This is a genomic window from Paraprevotella sp. (assembly GCF_986071375.1).
Genome location: NZ_CFQRNQ010000008.1, coordinates 91,185 through 110,356, shown reverse-complemented (window position 1 = coordinate 110,356; position 19,172 = coordinate 91,185). Strand labels below are relative to the sequence as shown.

The following is a 19,172-nucleotide window of genomic DNA, read 5'->3' as shown; positions in this document are numbered from 1 at the left end:
GGACGTGGCGGGTGTTTTTTTATTTCCGTCGGAGACATGGCCCGTCCCGTTATTTTTCTGTGGAGGGAGCCGCGTTTTTTACTTTTTTTGTACTATCTTTGTCCCACGTTTCGGCCATGCCGGAAGGAAAAACATTCAGACGGGATATAAAGAGGAAAAAAATATGCAACAACTCAAGGAGCGCATTTTGCGCGATGGAAAATGTTTCGAGGGAGGAATACTGAAAGTGGACAATTTCATCAACCATCAGATGGATCCCATACTGATGAAGTCCATGGCCGTGGAGTTCGTGCGCCGTTTCGCTTCGCGTGACATCAACAAGATATTGACGATAGAGGCCAGCGGCATTGCACCTGCCATTATGGTGGGCTACCTCTTGGAGCTCCCGGTGGTCTTTGCCAAGAAGAAGAAACCGAGCACGATGGAAAATATGTTGGCGACGAAAGTCTTTTCGTTTACCAAAAATAATACCTACGATGTATGCGTGTGCAAGGATTATCTGCAGCCGGGCGACAAGGTGCTTTTCATAGATGATTTCCTGGCCAATGGCAATGCGGCCAAGGGTGTGATGGATTTGGTGCGTCAGTCCGGTGCCGAATTGGCCGGGATGGGATTCCTCATAGAAAAAGCTTTCCAACATGGGGGCGATTATTTGCGTGCGCAGGGCATTCACGTGGAGTCGTTGGCGGTGATTGAAAGTTTGGACGGATGTCGCATCACGTTGAAGGATTAAGGCATGTGCCTCGTGCCCTCTTGGTTGTATAAACCGTTGTGCCCGGATTTCCTACAGGGGAGTCCGGGCACAACGGTTTATATTAAGGGTGTTTCACTTTTCGCTTTCGGGTCGGTAAGGTTTCAAGGGATCTTTTACGGCCAACTTACGGCGGTCCGAAGCAAATTGGGTGGCATAAAGTGTGAAGAGGATAACCGACACGGCCACACCAATCAGGTCGAACGCGCTCCATTGCTGTCTGCCAATGGCGTAATGGGTTTCACGCCACGGGGCGTAGATATACAGCGTGTTCACGGCTATCAGGATAAGGCGTACTTCTGTCGGCCCTAATTTGCCGTAAGTGAGCCGGAACTCGTCGATGATGATGGTACTGATGTAGGTGTAGATGGAGAGGCACAAATAACCGCCCATGATGAGCAATGCCACGTCCATCCGCATGACGGGCGAGAGGCCCAGTCCGAGGCAAAAGAGGCAGGTGGCTAACGCATCCAACGTATGGTCGATGAAGAAACCGTATATGGGGCGTTGGGTATGGCGCACCCGTGCCAACGTGCCGTCCAGGCTGTCACCGTACCAGTTCACCACAAGCCCGAGTGAGCCGATCCACAGGTAATGCAGGTCGATGTGTGCTAGCATGCCGCCGACAGCGAAGAGCACGGCTCCCATTACGCCTACGAACGTGAGGAAGTCCGATGTGACCCAACGTGGTTGCCGTCCGGCTAACCACACTAAAGCTTTCTTCTCCACCCGGCTCAGGATGGAGGTCTGTATCCTTTCTGATTTTTCGTGTCCCATTTTGTTTTTCCCTATATGTCAGGTGAAACGAAACGCCCGACCTTACCATTCCGCAAGGGGAGATAGTGAAGTCGGGAGTATTGGCGGAAAGACAGGGATTCGAACCCTGGGAACAGTTGCCCGTTCACCGCATTTCGAGTGCGGCCCGATCGACCACTCCGGCATCTTTCCTTGTTCGGTGGGCAAAGTTACAACTTTTTTTCTTATCCGCATGCCGAAAGGGCAAAAAAGTACGGGAAATAATGAGATAGGGCTTGGAATGTGAATCTTTGTCGAAGGCTTTTGTTCCTGAAAAATAATGTTAATATCTTGATTTTAAAATATTTTTGTAGGTTTGAAAGAATTTTGGTGGCGTTATGATGTCATTTTATTGCAATATGAATTGATTTTTATGGGGAAATATGAATAATAATTTGTTTTTTATATGGTAACTTGATTTCTTTTGTATATATTTGTCAGGTCATAACATGAGAAAACTTTTCAATTTATTATTCATATAAAACTTAAGCGTATGAAAAAGTTTACAAATGTTAAATCGGGGGGGGTAATTTTGACATTACTACTTCTCGCGTTGGTCTCCGGCAGTGTTTGGGGGCAAGAAGTAACTGTAGAACAGTCTGTTTTTACGGAATTGAATTCTAAAAGTTTGGGGGGGGATGCTAAGGTCTCTTATGCTACGGCAAAAGGAGGGGGAACAAGTAATCCTGCAATTAATAACGATGAGATTCGTTTGTATCAGAATGCTTCAGGTAATGGTGGAGGTTCTATTACAATATCTGTGATTGACGGCTTTGAGTTGGTTTCTGCGGAAATCGGTTCTTCTATGTCTACAAGTATTGCTTATACAATAAATGAAAGTGTGGAAAAATCAAAAACAGAGAGTTTAAATGCGAATGCCACATATGCAGCTTCTAATTTAAATGCGAAGTCTGTTACATTTTATTGTATGGGTAGGGATAAAAAGTCTCGTTTATATGTGAATTATTTGAAAGTTGTATACCGTCCTGTTGAGATAACTCAAGTGGCAGCACCTGTTTTTGCACCGGCTAATGGAACTACCTTTGTGGATAAACTTACGGTCGGAGCTTCTTGTCCTACAGAAGGTGCCACGATTTATTATACAAAGGATGGAGCAGAGCCTACTACAGGTTCTGATAAGTTTCCAACAGAAGGCGTAACTCTCACGGAAACTACCACATTAAAAGCCATTGCCGTGAAAGATGGGTTGGACAACAGTGAAGTAGTCACTGCGACTTACACTAAATTAGAACCATATACTTCTTTGAAGGCATTGAAAGAAAGCGGTATAGCTACGGCGGAAGGTGTAACTTGTTTTGTAGAGTTGAAAGATGCTGTGGTGACGTATGCTGACTCCCGGAAGGCTTATATTCAAGATGAGACAGCAGGATTGTATGTTTTTGGCTCAAACAATTTGAAGGTTGGGACGAAACTGAACGGTGTGGTATCAGCCCAATTGGCATTGTACAATGGCCTGTATGAATTGAAGGTGGAAGGAGGGGAGTTTGACAATGTGGAGGTGACCGAAGGCGTTGAGATTCCGGTACAGGTGGTGACTGTGGCTGAATTGAACCAAAACTTTGCCCAGTATGAATCCATGCGTGTAAAGGTGGTTGATGCGACGGTAACATCAGGCTTTAACAATAAGAATGGGGAAATCGAGCAAAACGGTGAAAAGATAGCACTTAGGGCGGCTGATGAAAGCATTACGGCAGATGTGCAGGCCACGGTTGACGTAACAGGGTATCCGGGTTTGTTTCACTCTGATAAACAACTGAATGTAATCTTGCAAGAGGATATTGCCGTAAAGACCGCAGGCAAGACGCAGGCGACCTTGGCTTTTGAACAAGGTGCTTATTCTGTGAACTTGGGTGAATCCTTAATCATCAAGGCTACTACGAATTCTACATCCCCGATTATTTATTCTTCTGAGGATGAAGAAATAGCCAAAGTGGACAGCGAGGGCAAGGTTCAGGCGGGAAACAAGGCCGGGACGGTAACGATTACAGCCTCTGTCGCCGAAAATGATGAATTTACCGGTGCGACAGCAACATGTACCGTGAATGTGGTAGATCCTTCTGCATTGCCGGAAGCAAGGGCTTTAGTGGCAGAAAAGGATGGTGTGTATTATGCCATGCTTTCTTCCAATAAAATTTCAGATAAAAAGTTGGATACAGATGTAGTTGATGTTTTGAATAACAAAGTCGTTAAGACTTCTGAAACTGTAGATTTTGAATTTTATATAGATGAAAGTAAGGGTACTATCCAAACTGTATCGGGAGAGTATGTAGCCCACGTAGGAAATAGTACTGATTTAGGAGTCGATACAAAGAAATTCACGTGGAAGAAAGAAAGTGATGGTTATTGGCACTCTTCTACAAATTCTGCTCGTGTATTAGGACTTGGGGTTTCAAGTGGTAACAGTGTTTTCGGAACATATTCACTTTCGAGCACGACTAACCAATTTGCAACAGATATGCCTATCGTTGATGGTTATGTTCGCAATGTCGCTTCCGGCGATTACGGTACTATCTGTCTTCCCTATGCCGTGGCCGCAGAAGATATGGTTGGTGCAGAGTTCTTCAGCATTGCCGGAAAAGTCATGAAGGACGGAGAGCCGCAGTCCATGGTATTGGAGCAAGTGACCACCCTTGAGGCTGGAGTTCCTTATATATTCAGTGCAACTTCCGATAAGCTTATAGCGGCATACAGTGGAAAGGCTGTAGCTGAAGCTGGTGAAGCAAACGGATTGGTCGGTTCTTTTGAGGGGCAAGATGTGGCTGAGGGCATGTACCTGATTAGTGCCCAAAACAAAGTGCAGCTTTGCGGTAAGGGTTGTAAGATTTCGGGAAACCGTGCTTATATTGATATGGATAAGGTTCCGGAATACAGTGGGGAAGTTGGCGTGAACCAACGCCTGATTTCATTTGAAGATGCGACCGGTATCTCCGAAACAATGGTTGAGGGCGGTTTGGCAGATGTGTACACACTTAGCGGTGTGGAAGTCCGTCATCAGGTCAACGAATCAGAGGCCACTCAAGGCTTGCCGCAGGGCATTTACATTGTGAATGGTAAAAAAGTAGTAGTAAAATAGTATTAACAAGTTGGAATATGAACAAGAAAATATATATAAAACCGGTTTGCGAAGTGGCAGAATTTGAGATTCAAGATTCATTGTTGTTGAATTGCTCCATAGGAGTTGATAACACGCCACAGGATGGAATAGAAGGTCGGACCAATATGAATCAAGGTTTTACCGATATATGGGGTAACGAGTATTAATACTTTGGTACACTTTTGAACGTGATACGGCAAAGCCGCTTCGGATGAAAACCCGGAGCGGCTTTTTCCTAGTCTAGTGAAAAGGGTTATCTTTGCAAAAACAAAAGTGGTTTGCGGTATGAAAGACGATACGCTCAAGAAGTTGAAGATATTGGCTGAGTCGGCCAAATATGATGTGTCCTGCTCTTCGAGCGGTACGGTGAGGCGTAACGTGAAAGGCGGAGTGGGGAATACCGTGGGAGGCATAGGCATTTGTCATAGTTTTGCTGAGGACGGGCGTTGCATATCCCTGTTGAAGGTCATGCTGACGAACTATTGTATTTACGATTGTGCTTATTGTGTCAACCGCCGTACGAATGATATTCCCCGTGCCACACTCTCCGTATCGGAATTGGTAGACCTGACGATGGAGTTCTACAAAAGGAATTATATCGAGGGATTGTTCCTGAGTTCCGGTGTGGTGAGGAATCCCGACTATACGATGGAACGTTTGGTGCGTGTAGTGAAAGACTTGCGTACGGTGCACCGCTTTAATGGATATATCCATTTGAAAACTATTCCGGGAGCCAGTCGTGAGTTGGTGGACGAGGCCGGTTTGTATGCAGACCGTATGAGTGTGAACATTGAGATTCCCCATGAAGCTTCGCTTAAGTTGTTGGCACCGGAAAAGGACCATGAGAGCGTCTACCGCCCGATGGGATATATACAGCAAGGTGCACTGGAAAGTTCGGAGGAACGTAAGAAGCACCGGCATGCCCCGCGTTTCGTCCCGGCAGGACAAAGCACGCAAATGATTGTGGGGGCAACAGGGGAGTCCGACCGGGATATTTTGCACCTTTCGTCCGCATTATACGGTCGGCCTACCATGCGTCGCGTGTATTATTCCGGTTATGTGGCAGTGAATACGTACGACCCTCGGCTTCCGGCCTTGAAACAGCCACCGTTGGTCAGGGAAAACCGTTTGTATCAGGCAGACTGGTTGATGAGGTTCTATCAGTTCAAAGTGGAAGAGATTGTGGATGAAACGCATCCTGATTTGGATTTGGAGGTGGATCCGAAGTTGGCTTGGGCTCTTCGGCATCCCGAACAATTTCCCGTGGATGTGAACCGTGCGGAGTATGAACGGATTCTACGGGTGCCCGGTATTGGGGTAAAGTCGGCCCGTCTGATTGTCTGTTCGCGACGTTTCGGACGTTTGACGAGTTTTGATTTGAAGAAAATGGGATGCGTGATGAAGCGTGCCCAGTATTTCATAACCTGTGGGGAGTTGGAAGCCAAGGGAGTGAATGAGCTTTATCCCGAACGAGTCCGTTCTTTATTGGTGCAGTCGAAAAGCCGGAAGAAACAGAACGACGGGCAGTTGACGTTGCTGTTTAAGGAGGAACCTGCATGAGGAGTATGACAGAGGATAGTGTATTCGTGTACGACCGTACGTGGGACGGTTTGCTGACAGCGGTGTTCGATGCATTCTACCGTCACCAGTTTCCTGTGGCGATTATCGGAGAAAAGGATACGCCTCCTCTTTTTGCGGTCGTACATCGGGTGATAACGGACGAGGAAAAAGCCGGAAGAGTGTTTCGGGCATTGCAACGGAAACTTTCATCCGCTGCATTGGCTTGCCTGACGACCAGTCTTTTTTCCGAACTGCCGGATTTGGACTTACCTTTGTTTCGGTATGTATGCAAAGCCGTGAAGGCCGGGCAAAGCATTGAAACGAATTTTGCAGATCCGGATGTGCTTTTTGTGACGAATACCTATCGTAAGGTACGTTGTGAACGTCTTCGCATGATGCAATTCGTGCGCTTCCAGAAAACTGCCGACGGGACTTATTTTGCCATGATTGAGCCGGACTATGACGTGTTGCCTTTAATCGTTCCGCATTTTAGTGACCGTTTTTCGGAAGAATGTTGGCTGATTTACGACCGTCGCCGCCGGTATGGCTACTATCATGCCGGGCATAAGTCCGTACGTGTTACTTTTGAAGATGGAGCAGAGGTTTTCCGGTTGCCGGACGGACGTTTGAGCGAAGCGATGCGGGACGAGGATGAAATGTGGTATCAGGAGATGTGGCGGACGTATTTCAAAGCCATTTGTATTAAGGAACGCTTGAATCCCCGTAAACACCGGAAAGACATGCCGGTACGTTACTGGAAGTACCTGACCGAAAAGCAAATTGGGGAAGAGGAAAAATAAGAGGAGAACGCGGGCACGTTCTCCTCTTTTAAAATGAGAAAAATCAGTGTGGTTAGGCGGTGATTTTTCTCATGGCGTTTAATGCTTGGATCGCTTTCTCTCCTGCTTTTTTGTCGCAAGTGGAAGGAGTTGTTTTTGCATCTTTGGTTTGAGTCGTATCCTTCTCCTCAATCATGGCTACTAAAGCTGCCGGTTTGGCCGGTTGAGCTTTTGTGCTGTCCGTCGTAACTGTGTCGTTCTGTGCCACTAATGCAGCCGGAGTGGACTTTGTGGAGTCTGTGGTTACCGTATCATTCATAGCTACGCACGCCAACATGGCGGTTAATTTGGCTTTGGTGCTGTCTGTGGTTACAGTATCGTTGGAAATGAGGGCAGCCAATGATTTCTGGCAACCTTTTGCAGGACAGTTTTTTGTAGTATCCGTTTTTACAGTATCGTTTGCTACGATGTTACCCTGTGCAAAAACACTTCCCATACTCATAGCCATCAAGGCTGTTGCAAATAACTTTTTCATAATGCTTTCTGTTTTATTTAATTGTTTGACTGTTTTATCTTGTCATCTGCCAAACTAATGGACAAGAGGTGTGCCAGAAAAAGAAAGATGATTGTAAAGTGTTGATTATAAACGACTTCTTTCCGCTTAAGATAGCATGAGGCTCAAAAGCATACGTGTGGAATGTGGGGATGAGTGGGGAAGAATTCCACACTATTATTGTGGAATGTCGTAGAGCTTGATTTTGTTGTAGAGGGTTTTGCGGTCTATGCCTAAAAGGCGTGCGGCACGCGCTTTGTTGTGGTGTGCCGTTTGCAGGGCCTGCAGGATACGTTCTTTCTCGGTATTTTTATCGTGTAAGGCGAAAGGAGTTGCTGCAGGGAGTTCTTCTTCGCCACAGTTTATGACATTGAACTCTCCCAAATCGGTCTTATGGATCAGGCGGTCTTGTGCCAGCAAAGTGGCGCGTTTCACCCGGTTTTTCAATTCGCGTAAATTACCGGGCCATGCGTAATTGAGCAACGCTTCCGAAGCCGGGGCGTCGAAACCTACGATATGCCTTTCCAGTTCCTTGTTGGCTTGGTCCAGAAAGAAGTTGGCAAATAAAAGGATGTCTTCACCCCGGTCTTTCAGGGAAGGCATGTGCAGGGTGAATTCGTTCAGGCGGTGGTAGAGGTCTTCACGGAATTCTCCACGGGAGATGGCCTGTTGCAAGTTCTCGTTGGTGGCACAGACAAGCCGGACATCCACTTCTATTTCCTGATTGGAACCCACCGGACGTATTTTGCGTTCCTGGATGGCCCGCAAGAGCTGTACTTGCACGTCGTAGCTCAGGTTGCCCACTTCGTCGAGAAACAGCGTGCCGCCGTTGGCTTCTACGAAAGCTCCGGTTTTGTCGGTTACGGCACCCGTAAACGAACCTTTCACGTGGCCGAAAAATTCGGAAGCCGCCAGTTCTTTGAGCATGGCTCCGCAGTCGATGGCTACAAAGGGTTTATCAGCCCTCTTGCTTAATTGGTGTATGCGGTGGGCCACATATTCTTTTCCGGTACCGCTGGCACCGTTGATGAGTACCGAAAGCGGTGTCGGAGCTACCAAAGCCACGTAATTGTAAAGTTGGCGTGCCGCCTCGCTTTTCCCTTCCAGGAATGCCGGGCGGGATTCGGTACCTGCTTGAACCTCTTCGGGAGCCGTATCTTTTTTGGAGCGGGTTGCAGAAGACGCGGACAAGGCATCCTTTATCTTGTCCAGAAGCATGGCCGGTTGCACTGGTTTGGCAATGTAGTCGCATGCCCCTTGTTTCATGGCGTTTACGGCATTCTGGACATCGGCATAGCTGGTCATGACGATAAAAGGAACGGCAAGGCCGTGTTTTTGCATCCAGTCAAGCAGGGAAAGGCCGTCGCCTTCCGGTAACCTCAGGTCCGACAGGATGAGGTCATACGACTGATGTTCCAATAACTTGTGCGCTTTGGATAAGTCTCCGGCTGTACTGGTTTGGAATCCTTGTTTGCCCAACCACGTTTTAAGCATGGTGGCAAACGTCAAGTCGTCTTCTACTATGAGAATGGCTGCCATGTGGTCTTTATCGGATTAAGTTGACGCAAAGATAATGCCTTTTGCAGTACGAAAGTATATGCGGGGCGGCTTTTTAAATGTTTTAATATTCATGCTGATGTGCAGGTCCACTGCCATTCTTTTCTTTCAGGGCACGGACGATGAGGTGGAAAGACTCGATGACTTCTTGTGCCGGGACGTTGTCCGTGTCGTCCCATACCTGTTCATCCCGTTGTTGTTCCAAAGTCCGTAATGCTTTGATGCAGGGAGCGCCCACAAGGGTGAAGGTAGGAAGCAATTTATGGGCTATCCTGCATATTTCGGCCTTATCCTTTTGTTCGTAAGCCTTTTTGAACGCTTTGGCATGCAGGAGGGTTTCTTGTAGGAAGGTATTCAGGATTTCCTGTGCGGCGTTCCGGTCGTCTCCGGCGAATTCAGTCAACGGTTCAAGGTCGATGGCGGGCGACGTTTGGGATGGCGCAACTTCGGGTTTCCCTGGTGCTTCTTTTACTTCTGGACAGGCTTCTCCGAGTGCCTTCCGGATGGCTTGAGCCAGGTCTTTTTGGTTAAATGGCTTGTAAAGGCAGGTGGCGAACCCGTGTTCCCTGAAAAACGCTTCTTGCATGTCGTTACGTGCCGTGATGGCCACCACAGGGAGTTGTGCGTGGGCGGGAGGATTCAGTGCTCGTACTTTCTTCAATAATTCGAAGCCGTTCATGGACGGCATTTGTATGTCTGTGAACAACAAATCGAAACGGCATTGTCCAACCCGGTGGAATACTTCTTCCGGCGTTCGGCAGGAAACAATCTCCCAATCCGCTTTTTCCGGTTGGATTTGCTGCAACATCGCTTGGGTCAGCTGCATTTGGATACGGTCGTCGTCAATCAGCAATATATGGAGAGGACGCTCTACGGATTCAAGGGTGGCAGGGGCTTCTGCGACAGGAACCTGTTTTTTGTGGGTGAGTTGCAAGGGGAGTGTGACAAAGAAGGAACTGCCTTTTCCGAGAGTACTTTCCAAATGGATTTCTCCTTGAAGGAGTTGTACAAGTTTCAGCGTGATGGATAGTCCCAAACCAACCCCTTCTTCCCCTTGTGCACTGCTCAGGCGGGTAAATTCCTTGAAAATCATTTGTTGTTCTTCCGCAGTCATTCCGCATCCTGTATCGCGTACGGTGATGCAAAGCAGGCGGCCGTGCATTTTGGCGCGAAGGAGGATATGCCCCTGCCGTGTGAATTTCAGGGCATTGCTTAACAGGTTGTCCGTAATCTGCCGGATGCGGAAAGCATCGCCGGTATAGGTCCGTCGGGTTTCGGGAGAGGTCTCGAATTGCAGTGCCAATCCTTTTTTTTTCGCCATGGGCAAGAAGCTTTGGGCTATGGTGCGTAAGAGTTCGTCCGGACTGAAGCTGACTGGGTGCAAATCCATTTTATGGGCTTCCAACTTGTGATAATCCAACAAAGAACCGACGAGGCTGAGCAGATGTTCGGACGAGCTGCGGATATTGTCCAAATAGTTTTTGGGGCGGTTTTCCCGGACGTAGGGAACCAGGAGTTCCGTGTACCCCATGATGGAACCTACCGGTGCCTTGATGTCATGTGTCACGGTCAGCATCAATTTCTCGCGGGAAACCAAGAGGTCTTCGGCTCTTTTCTTGGATTTTTCCAACTCGTGGCGGTAATGGTTGCTTTTGGTGATGTCACGCCATACGATGACGAAAAAGACAATGGCTAAAAGGATGGCAGCCGTGGTGATGAGTCCGGTCGTGAGGGCTGCCTGTTTCCGCACCATATAGGCTTTCCGGCTTTCTTCTTCCAACCGTTGCTGTTCTTCCTTCTCGATGCTTTCCAGGAGTTGCGTGACGCGGTTGTTAAGTTCGAGGCTCGTGTACCAAAGCCGTTCCGCTTGCGCGTTGATGCGTTGCCGTCGTCGGCTGTTATATTGTTTCATGCTGCTTTCTATGCTGTCCAGGATATGTGCAAGGGTGTCTCTTGCGTTGAATTCTTGATGGATGGTGTCCGTTTCCAAGATTTGCACGGTTTGTTTCACGGCGGTAGTGTCCGCTTCTGGTTTATGGAAAGCGGAAGCCAACCGTTGGAAGAAATTCTTTTTCGGTTCTTTCACCGTGTAGGATTTGTCTTTCTGTATGATTTGCCGGGTAATATGCGGCTTTTGGATGACGGTGTCCTGGCTTTTGACAAGTAGGCTGATTTGGTGTTGGTAAATCTGCGGGGCGGAGTTGTTCTCCAAAGTCAATACTAAACGTTTCATGTTTTCCTGTTTGCCGGTCAGCAAGGAAGACAGTGTGTCTAGCCGGGCCTTTTGCAGGGAATCGGTGAATAAAGTGTCCAATGCAGATATGGTCTGTTGTACGTTTGACATGGATTGCACGTATTTGCGGTATGCCTCCCAACGGCCGAAATGGACGGCCTGGCCGATGTTTTCCGTTTCATAAAGTTGGCTGACGAGTTGGTGGGTCACTTTCCGGCGTTCTGCCAACGTCTGTTCATTGCCGGACATCCGGGCCAGTGAGGAGGTTTGGTGGTAAATATAATAGATGGAACCCAACAGGAGACAAATCAATAAAAAGTATCCGCAGGCGATTTTGAAGGATGTATTTTGTTTCATAAGAGTAAGGCTGTGGCTGTTCATTCCTTTTGCAAAACTAAGAAAAACTTCCGAAAAGAGGGAAGAAGACGGCTTCAAAAGTCTTTTTGCCGCAAAAATCGTATTTTATTACGGGAAAGTATGGTGCCCGGCAGGATGATGGCCCTTATCTTTGACATCATTTTGTATATGCAACTTAACCTTTTAGAACCGATGAATGTATTAAAAGTAAGGTCTCTGGCCTTGGCGATGTTTTGCGCGTGCCTGTCCGTTCCTGTGGTCGGGCAGCTCAGACAGCAAAGTTTTTTGAGTGAGAAATGGGATTTCCGTCTGGATAGGGATGGGGCGGAAGACGTATGGGAGCAAGTGGACGTGCCTCACACGTGGAATGCGAAAGACGGCACGTCACCCGATTATTACAGGGGCGACGGCACGTACCGTTACACCTTGTCCATTTCGCCCGCGATGATGAAAAAACGAATATTTTTGCGTTTCGAGGCGGCGAGCCAGAAGGCAGAAGTGAAAGTCAACGGACGGGAGGTAGGAGAACATGTGGGAGGTTTCAATGCCTTTTGTTTTGAAATCACACCCTACGTGCATGCCGGCGAGAACCTGTTGGAGGTTGCCGTGTCCAACCGTAAGGAGTTGAACATCGCCCCGTTGGAGGGGGACTTCACCGTCTTTGGCGGCATCTACCGGCCTGTCTCGCTCCTCCTATTGCCCAAGACTTGCATCACGCCTTTGGATTATGCTTCTTCCGGGGTATATGTCAGTCAACAGGTCAACGAGCGACGTGCGGACTTGTCGGTAGTCACTAAAGTGGACAACGGACTGAAACGGGTGAAAGAATTGTCCGTGAAGGCGGACGTGTTCGATGCCGCCGGTAAACTGGTGGCGACGGCCACCACCTCCCAAGCCACAGAAGGACAGGCACGGCTCGATTTTACGAACCGGTTGACGGTGGACAACCCCATGTTGTGGGACGGGCGTAAATCACCTTACCTGTACCGTGTCTTCGTGGAGCTGAAACGGGGCAAGGAAGTGTTGGACACCCTGTCGCAGTATGTCGGCCTGAGATCTTTCCGTGTGGACGCTGAAAAAGGTTTCATCCTGAACGGGAAGCCTTATAAGATAAAAGGAGTGAACCGCCATCAGGATCGTCCGGACAAGGGTTGGGCCATCTCTTCGGCCGACCACCGGGAGGACATGTCACTCATCAAGGAAATCGGTGCCAACGGCATCCGGCTGGCACATTATCCGCATTCGGACGAGTTTTACACCCTGTGCGACCGCGAGGGCATGTTGGTCTGGGCCGAGATTCCTTTGGTCGGCAAAGCCTTGGACACCCCGGAATTCACGGAGAACATGAAAACGGAATTGACGGAACTCGTCCGACAGAATTTCAACCACCCTTCCATTTTCTGTTGGAGCTTGTCGAACGAACTGTCCAAGGGCGATGTGAAAGGATTGATTTCGGAACTCAATGACGTGGCGCACCGCGAAGACCCGGGACGGCTGACCGTATTGGCCTCCAATGTGGAGGGGCGGCCGGAAAACACCGTGCCCGACCTTTTGGCGTTCAACACTTATCCCGGTTGGTATTGGGCGGAACCGTCGGAAATGAAACCCACTTTGGAGCGTTGGAACCGTAAGGGCGGTGGAAAGGGCATTGCCGTGAGCGAGTACGGGGCAGGAGCCAACGTGTGGCACCATTGGCAGACGGGAAAGAAGACACCGAAGGCCGATGGGGTGTTCCATCCCGAAGAATGGCAGGCCACGGTGCACGAACAGACTTACGATGCCATCAAGCGCTGCGGTTTCGCGTGGGGTTCTTTCGTCTGGAACATGTTCGATTTTGCCAGTGCGTCGCGCAACGAGGGTGATATGCCGGGGATGAATGACAAAGGTTTGGTCTCTTACGACCGTAAGATACGGAAGGATGCTTTCTACTTTTATCAGTCGGAATGGTCGGAAGAGCCGGTGGTACATATCACCAGCCGGAGGGACGTGGCCCGTCGGGATTCTTTGACAGATGTCAAAGTATATACGAATTGCGAAACCGTCCGCCTGAAAGTGAACGGGAAGGATTGCGGCAGTCCGGAGCGCGACGGAAGCGTTTGCATCTGGAGGAAGGTAGGTTTGAAGCACGGGGAGAACCAAGTGGAGGCTTTCGGGCATCGGGGTGGACAGGAGTTCTCAGACCGTTGCAAATGGGTGCTTTTTTGAATGGGATGAGGCTTCCGGTTGGTAAATGTTGTTTACGGCAGAAAGCCTGAAACCGTTGTGCTGAGATTTGAAAATCGTTCTCAGCACAACGGAAAATCGTTCTGCGCCAAATGATTTTTTATTTGGCGCAGAACGATTCTTCTGATATAAGTAATTGAAAACCAGTATTAATGTGGAAAATATTATATCTTCCTTGTTTTTTACATTTTATTCCATTAGAACCGTAAGGTTGTGAGTCAGTGCAGCAGGTCCTTGAAAGCATGGCCGAAAATCACGTAGCTTGTGTTGTCGGCGATGGTGCCTTCGTTCTGCCCCCAGAGGAATGGCCAATCGTCGTAATTCTCGAAATGGTCGGGTTGCCGGAACAGTACGCCGGGAGCCATGTTGCCTGGGATAAAGGAGAAATCTGCCCGGTTGTTGCCATAGAAGACGGCTTTGGGGCGAGTGGCTCCGACGGTGGCCACGAAAGAATAATTGTGGTAAGGGTGGCAACCGTAAAGCCAGTTGGCCACTTTGAAAGCATAGCTGTTGTCGATGATGTCGGGGAAGTATTTGTTGGCGAAGCAGGCCGAGATACCGAAATCGACAATTCCCCTGTTTCCGGCCCAGTTCCCCCGGCCGATGGGCACTCCGTAAGGATTCTCCTCGTCTTGGCTGTCGAGGTATTCTTTGTATTTCTTAACATAAGGTCGGAGCTTTTCTTTGTAAGACGCGTCCATGTAGGGGATGGCTTCCAAGGCCGTCATGATGTTGCGGTTGGAGTTGTGTTCCAGTGCCATCCAGATTCCTTGCGTGAAGTTATCCAAGTATTGTTTTTCACCGGTAGAGGCGTATAATTGCAGGTTTGTGGCCATGTCGCCGCCGACATTCTGCCTTTTGTCCTTTTGTGATCCTTCCGACATGAGTTCCGTGGCTTCTTTCAATAGTCTTTTGGATTGCTTCAAGGTTCTTTCCGACAAGTCGTCATTGTATCCTTTTAGGGCGCGGCTTGCGGCAGCAAACATGGTGGCCGCCCTGAAGTCCATGCGTGGGTTGCGGCTTGTGAAGGCCCACATGTCGTCCGGTGTGCCACTCGATTTCCCGTCAGCCGATTTTTCGTAGGGAGCCAGGCGGGGGTCGTAGTGCAATCCGTCGGTGATGCTTGCGGCATCTCCTAAATGGTGGTAGTTGTCCAACACGGAGTTGGAGAGTGTCTGCGACATGTGTCCGATGTTCTCGGCCTGTGCCAAGAGGTTCAACACCCCGTGCTCGATGTACTGGATGATGTCTGGTATGCTGTCCGGACGATGGAGGTCCACGTAGCGTTGCTGTTCGCTGACGAACGTTTCGTCACGCAACGGCTTGAAAAGTTCCCATGTCCTGACCAGGTTCTGGACGACGTTGATGTTGGCACCCGTTTCGATGTCAAAGTCACCGGCATCGAAGTACCCCCCTACGTTCAGTCCCGGAATCAGTTCTAATGCCTTATAGCGAGTGTCGGTGGTAGCTCCCTGCCAGTGCATGTCGAAATGGTCGGTGTGGGGCGGTGCCTGCAGGTATCCTTCTTTGAAAGGCTCGCCGTGCCAGACCCGGTAACCTTCGTTGACGGTCATGTGGTTCATGTGTATGGGAATCCATACATCGGTGGTAGCGTCCGTGATGTGGTCGTACACGTTTGGGCTTATGGTGAAGTTGTTGGTCTTTTCGTTGCCGTATTGGATGTAATAAATTCCCGGTTCCTGCACTTCGGAGAAGTCGAACTTGACGTAATTATATTTGTAATAAGGCCCCCATACGGCAGTTTTCCCTTTGAATACTTCGGCTTCCGTCCCGTCTGCTTTCACTTGCCAGATGGATGCCTGGGGGATGACTTTGTCGTTCTTGTCCAATTCGATGACGGCCTCCTTGGGCTGTGAAGGCAAGTAGCCCACTTGGGAGAAACCGATGTTGGGCTTTCTTATCCATCCTTCGACGGCGTTCGGTTCCACTGTCCATGTCAGCACCTTTCCCGTCTTGCCGGCTGGCAGGATGCTACGGACCACGAACCAACCGTTCTGTGCCAACATGCGCCCGTCGTAGAGGTACAAGCGAGAGTCTGATGTGATTTTCACCATGCGTTCGGGGGTATCGGGTGCGAGTATCATGGTGTGGCCGGAAGATAGGGGCAAGGGTTCCACGAATTGGCCAGTCCCACGGTCGTCGTATGTCTTGTATCCCTTGAACTGCTTTACTTTCTCGGCATTGGGGCGGCAGACAGTGTTGCTCACTGCGTAGCGTGGGAAACGGTCGGGATGCCCGTCCATGAGATAAGCCTTGCCCCAATATTGAGACGGGAGGAACTCAAGGTTTAAGCCGGCATCGCCCTCCAGTTCGTGGGGTAGGGGTTTGTCCAGGTAGACGGATATCTCAACTGCTTTTCCTTTTCCCGTGACCACGACACGCGAATCGAAGTCGTAATCCTCGTAGCGCAGGCCTACTTCAATCAAATTGTCCTCTGCGTTTACTTTCCGTGATGTGGTAGTGGGCACCAAATCCCATTGTTCAGGAGTGTTGGAGAGCCTTATGGCACCGCCTTGTGCAGTGCGTACGCCGTGGTGGATGAGTTCGATGCCGGAGTTCTTTTCGTCGTTGAAGCCTCCGGTGAACTGGTTGCTGTAAACGAGGACATTGACACCTTGGGTCTCGAAGTACTCAAGTTCATTCAGCCTCAAATTCGGGCCACTCACGTGGCTGCAAGCCGTAATCCATAGCACATGGAATGCCAATAATGCTTTTCTCATTTTGTTTTTAGGTATTAAGGTGGATTTGTGTTTCTTTATAAAATAGCGGAAACATGCCACGCTATTTGGGATAAAGATAGTATTTAGAACAATCAATGCCTTGTTCTTATGAGAAGATTTATGCTTTTTTTATTCTTTCTGAAGGGAATTTCCGTTTGGAAAGGAGGATGCAAAAAAGTTCCACCCCGGAATGCTTGCTGCATTCCGGAGTGGAACATATTCATATCCGTTCGCTATAAGTGCGTGCAGGAGAGGGTTATTCCAACACCACCAGGTCCTTGCCTTCCATGACTGATTCGCCTGGCGTGACACAGATTTCCGAGACCCGTCCGGCACGGTCGGACGTGATGTTGTTTTCCATCTTCATGGCATCCAGGATAACCACCGTGTCGCCGCGCTTGATTTCGTCGCCCGGTTTCACCTTCACGTCTACTATCACACCCGGAAGCGGGGCTTTCACGCCGTACTTCTTGGGTTTGTCAATTACGGCGGGCACTCCGGCGGGTTTCACTACTACGGGATGATGTGCCGGCTTTTCCGGTTCCGGCATCTTCACCGTGTAGCTTTCGCCGTTCACCGTAACGGTGGCCACATAGTTCTCGATTCCTTCCACGGCCACTTCATAATCGTTGCCGTTGATGTTATATTTGTATGTCTTCATTTGCTATTGTTTGCTTTAAAATTTGTGCTCAGGCAACTGGCGTTGCGTACGAAGTTTGGAGTTCCACTCAGTATCTGCATTTCCCAAAGTCAGGATACCGCTTTCCGGCACATGCATCGTGTAGCCCTGGTATTCGTGCAGGGCCAGTGTGATGGCCGCGTACACTTCATTCTGTTTCTGTTCCATGACAATTTCGTTTTGAAAGGGATTACAGAGGAATATTGCCATGCTTCTTGGCCGGATTGGTCAAGCTCTTGGTTTTCAACTGGGCCAAGGCGCGGATGACACGGAAGCGTGTATTGCGCGGTTCGATGACATCGTCGATATAACCGTATTTGGCAGCCTGGTACGGGTTGGTGAAGAGCTTGTTGTATTCGGCTTCTTTTTCGGCCAGGAAAGCTTTCGGGTCCTCAGCTTCCTTCGCGCCTTTGGCATAAAGCACGGCTACGGCACCTTCTGCTCCCATCACGGCAATCTCGGCCGACGGCCAAGCGTAGTTCAAGTCGCCGCGCAACTGTTTGCAGCTCATGACGATGTGCGAACCGCCGTAGCTCTTGCGCAAGGTTACCGTCACTTTGGGTACGGTGGCTTCGCCGTAAGCATACAGCAGCTTGGCACCATGCAGGATGACGGCATTGTACTCTTGTCCCGTCCCCGGCAAGAAGCCCGGCACGTCTACCAACGTGACCAAAGGTATGTTGAAGGCATCGCAGAAACGTACGAAACGTGCGCCCTTGCGGCTGGCATTGCAGTCGAGCACGCCTGCATAGCAGTTCGGTTGGTTGGCCACGATACCCACGCTTTGGCCGTTGAAGCGGGCAAAGCCTACGATGATGTTGCGGGCATAGTCTTTTTGAACCTCGAAAAACTCGCCATTGTCCACGATAGCCCCGATAACTTCGTACATGTCGTATGCTTTGTTCGGGTTGTCCGGAATGATTTCGTTCAGCGCGTCTTCCATACGGTCGATAGGGTCTGTGCATTCCATGCGCGGAGCTTCCTCCATGTTGTTCTGCGGGATGTAGCTCAACAGCGTGCGGATGGTGGCCAAGCCCTCTTCTTCCGTCTGGGCTGTGAAATGCGTCACTCCGGACTTGGTGGAGTGCACGCTTGCGCCGCCCAAGTCTTCTTGCGACACGTCTTCGCCCGTCACAGTCTTCACCACTTTCGGACCGGTAAGGAACATGTAAGAAGTGCCCTCCATCATCAGCGTGAAGTCCGTCAGGGCGGGAGAATAGACCGCACCGCCGGCACAGGGGCCGAAGATACCCGAAATCTGAGGTATCACGCCCGAAGCCATGATGTTACGTTGGAATATCTCGGCAAATCCGCCCAAAGCGTTGATGCCTTCCTGGATACGTGCGCCGCCGGAATCGTTCAGGCCGATGCAGGGTGCGCCCATTTTCATGGCCTGGTCCATGACCTTACAGATTTTTTCAGCCATCGTTTCCGACAGCGAACCGCCGTTGACGGTGAAGTCCTGTGCGAAAACATAAACCAGGCGGCCGTCTATCGTGCCGCTACCGGTCACCACACCGTCGCCCAAGTACTGTTTCTTTTCCATGCCGAAGTTCGTACAGCGGTGCAGTTTGAACATATCCATTTCCTCGAAGCTGCCCGGGTCGAGCAGCATGTCGATGCGTTCGCGAGCCGTGTACTTGCCTTTGGCATGCTGTTTTTCGATGGCTTTCTCGCCGCCTCCCATGCGTGCTTTGGCGCGCAATTCTACTAATTCCTTGATTTTTTCTGTTTGGACACTCATAATCTGTTTTATTTTCTGTTTCAAAAAGAAGGCTTTGAATTTCCCTATCCCTAAAAAAACAAGCCACCAACGGAAGACTTTCATA

The 19,172-nt window shown here is 49.5% G+C and carries 14 protein-coding genes and 1 tRNA gene; 6 read left to right on the top strand and 9 right to left on the bottom strand.

The window, feature by feature from the left end:
• The first annotated feature begins 163 nt into the window (after positions 1–163).
• Positions 164–733 carry a xanthine phosphoribosyltransferase gene (xpt, locus tag AC5RDV_RS06055; RefSeq protein WP_040602656.1) on the top strand — a complete coding sequence of 190 codons (570 nt, stop codon included), beginning with the start codon at positions 164–166 and terminating at the stop codon, positions 731–733.
• Between the two features lie 93 nt (positions 734–826).
• On the opposite strand, the gene AC5RDV_RS06050 is transcribed toward xpt, so the two are convergent.
• Both AC5RDV_RS06050 and AC5RDV_RS06045 read right to left on the bottom strand, forming a co-directional pair.
• Positions 827–1,528, bottom strand: coding sequence for a CDP-alcohol phosphatidyltransferase family protein (locus AC5RDV_RS06050; protein ID WP_282748533.1), 702 nt, complete (start codon positions 1,526–1,528; stop codon positions 827–829).
• Positions 1,529–1,609: 81 nt separating this feature from the next.
• Positions 1,610–1,699 (bottom strand) — tRNA-Ser (locus tag AC5RDV_RS06045).
• A 340-nt stretch (positions 1,700–2,039) separates the two neighbouring features.
• Between AC5RDV_RS06045 and AC5RDV_RS06040 the strand changes: the two genes are divergently transcribed.
• The 4 genes from AC5RDV_RS06040 (at position 2,040) to AC5RDV_RS06025 (ending at position 7,021) form a co-directional block, all read left to right on the top strand.
• A complete protein-coding gene (locus AC5RDV_RS06040) occupies positions 2,040–4,640 on the top strand; it encodes a chitobiase/beta-hexosaminidase C-terminal domain-containing protein (RefSeq protein ID WP_282748534.1) in 2,601 nt (866 codons plus the stop codon).
• A 17-nt stretch (positions 4,641–4,657) separates the two neighbouring features.
• On the top strand, positions 4,658–4,828 hold the full coding sequence (locus AC5RDV_RS06035; RefSeq protein WP_008625985.1) for a hypothetical protein: 171 nt from the start codon (positions 4,658–4,660) through the stop codon (positions 4,826–4,828).
• A 118-nt stretch (positions 4,829–4,946) separates the two neighbouring features.
• Positions 4,947–6,221: a putative DNA modification/repair radical SAM protein gene (locus AC5RDV_RS06030; protein WP_282748535.1), complete on the top strand. Its 1,275-nt coding sequence runs from the start codon at positions 4,947–4,949 to the stop codon at positions 6,219–6,221.
• Entirely contained in the window at positions 6,218–7,021 is an 804-nt protein-coding gene (locus AC5RDV_RS06025; RefSeq protein WP_282748536.1) for a TIGR03915 family putative DNA repair protein, read from the top strand. The genes AC5RDV_RS06030 and AC5RDV_RS06025 overlap by 4 nt, the downstream gene beginning before the upstream one ends.
• 52 nt (positions 7,022–7,073) lie before the next feature.
• On the opposite strand, the gene AC5RDV_RS06020 is transcribed toward AC5RDV_RS06025, so the two are convergent.
• The 3 genes from AC5RDV_RS06020 to AC5RDV_RS06010 form a co-directional block, all read right to left on the bottom strand.
• On the bottom strand, positions 7,074–7,535 hold the full coding sequence (locus AC5RDV_RS06020) for a hypothetical protein (protein WP_282748537.1): 462 nt from the start codon (positions 7,533–7,535) through the stop codon (positions 7,074–7,076).
• 195 nt (positions 7,536–7,730) lie between these two features.
• Entirely contained in the window at positions 7,731–9,092 is a 1,362-nt protein-coding gene (locus AC5RDV_RS06015) for a sigma-54-dependent transcriptional regulator (protein ID WP_282748538.1), read from the bottom strand.
• 82 nt (positions 9,093–9,174) lie between these two features.
• The gene (locus AC5RDV_RS06010; protein ID WP_282748539.1) at positions 9,175–11,700 is read right to left on the bottom strand and encodes an ATP-binding protein; all 2,526 of its coding nucleotides are present in this window, start codon (positions 11,698–11,700) and stop codon (positions 9,175–9,177) included.
• A 192-nt stretch (positions 11,701–11,892) separates the two neighbouring features.
• Between AC5RDV_RS06010 and AC5RDV_RS06005 the strand changes: the two genes are divergently transcribed.
• Positions 11,893–13,905 (top strand): glycoside hydrolase family 2 protein, encoded by a 2,013-nt coding sequence (locus AC5RDV_RS06005; RefSeq protein WP_282748540.1) that lies wholly within the window; start codon positions 11,893–11,895, stop codon positions 13,903–13,905.
• Positions 13,906–14,141: 236 nt separating this feature from the next.
• Here the strand turns inward: AC5RDV_RS06005 and AC5RDV_RS06000 are convergent, their stop codons facing one another.
• From AC5RDV_RS06000 to AC5RDV_RS05985, 4 genes are all read right to left on the bottom strand, one after another.
• On the bottom strand, positions 14,142–16,664 hold the full coding sequence (locus AC5RDV_RS06000) for a cellulase N-terminal Ig-like domain-containing protein (protein WP_282748541.1): 2,523 nt from the start codon (positions 16,662–16,664) through the stop codon (positions 14,142–14,144).
• Positions 16,665–16,920: 256 nt separating this feature from the next.
• The gene (locus AC5RDV_RS05995) at positions 16,921–17,325 is read right to left on the bottom strand and encodes a biotin/lipoyl-containing protein (RefSeq protein ID WP_008625957.1); all 405 of its coding nucleotides are present in this window, start codon (positions 17,323–17,325) and stop codon (positions 16,921–16,923) included.
• Between the two features lie 15 nt (positions 17,326–17,340).
• Positions 17,341–17,511, bottom strand: coding sequence for a hypothetical protein (locus tag AC5RDV_RS05990; RefSeq protein WP_172604615.1), 171 nt, complete (start codon positions 17,509–17,511; stop codon positions 17,341–17,343).
• Positions 17,512–17,533: 22 nt separating this feature from the next.
• Positions 17,534–19,087 carry an acyl-CoA carboxylase subunit beta gene (locus tag AC5RDV_RS05985; RefSeq protein WP_040602653.1) on the bottom strand — a complete coding sequence of 518 codons (1,554 nt, stop codon included), beginning with the start codon at positions 19,085–19,087 and terminating at the stop codon, positions 17,534–17,536.
• Positions 19,088–19,172: the final 85 nt, after the last annotated feature.

Coding starts and splice junctions, on each gene's coding strand:
- xpt (WP_040602656.1), top strand. CDS start 164: ATGCAACAACTCAAGGAGCGCATTTTGCGCGATGGAAAATGTTTCGAG.
- AC5RDV_RS06050 (WP_282748533.1), bottom strand. CDS start 1,528: ATGGGACACGAAAAATCAGAAAGGATACAGACCTCCATCCTGAGCCGG.
- AC5RDV_RS06040 (WP_282748534.1), top strand. CDS start 2,040: ATGAAAAAGTTTACAAATGTTAAATCGGGGGGGGTAATTTTGACATTA.
- AC5RDV_RS06035 (WP_008625985.1), top strand. CDS start 4,658: ATGAACAAGAAAATATATATAAAACCGGTTTGCGAAGTGGCAGAATTT.
- AC5RDV_RS06030 (WP_282748535.1), top strand. CDS start 4,947: ATGAAAGACGATACGCTCAAGAAGTTGAAGATATTGGCTGAGTCGGCC.
- AC5RDV_RS06025 (WP_282748536.1), top strand. CDS start 6,218: ATGAGGAGTATGACAGAGGATAGTGTATTCGTGTACGACCGTACGTGG.
- AC5RDV_RS06020 (WP_282748537.1), bottom strand. CDS start 7,535: ATGAAAAAGTTATTTGCAACAGCCTTGATGGCTATGAGTATGGGAAGT.
- AC5RDV_RS06015 (WP_282748538.1), bottom strand. CDS start 9,092: ATGGCAGCCATTCTCATAGTAGAAGACGACTTGACGTTTGCCACCATG.
- AC5RDV_RS06010 (WP_282748539.1), bottom strand. CDS start 11,700: ATGAAACAAAATACATCCTTCAAAATCGCCTGCGGATACTTTTTATTG.
- AC5RDV_RS06005 (WP_282748540.1), top strand. CDS start 11,893: ATGAATGTATTAAAAGTAAGGTCTCTGGCCTTGGCGATGTTTTGCGCG.
- AC5RDV_RS06000 (WP_282748541.1), bottom strand. CDS start 16,664: ATGAGAAAAGCATTATTGGCATTCCATGTGCTATGGATTACGGCTTGC.
- AC5RDV_RS05995 (WP_008625957.1), bottom strand. CDS start 17,325: ATGAAGACATACAAATATAACATCAACGGCAACGATTATGAAGTGGCC.
- AC5RDV_RS05990 (WP_172604615.1), bottom strand. CDS start 17,511: ATGGAACAGAAACAGAATGAAGTGTACGCGGCCATCACACTGGCCCTG.
- AC5RDV_RS05985 (WP_040602653.1), bottom strand. CDS start 19,087: ATGAGTGTCCAAACAGAAAAAATCAAGGAATTAGTAGAATTGCGCGCC.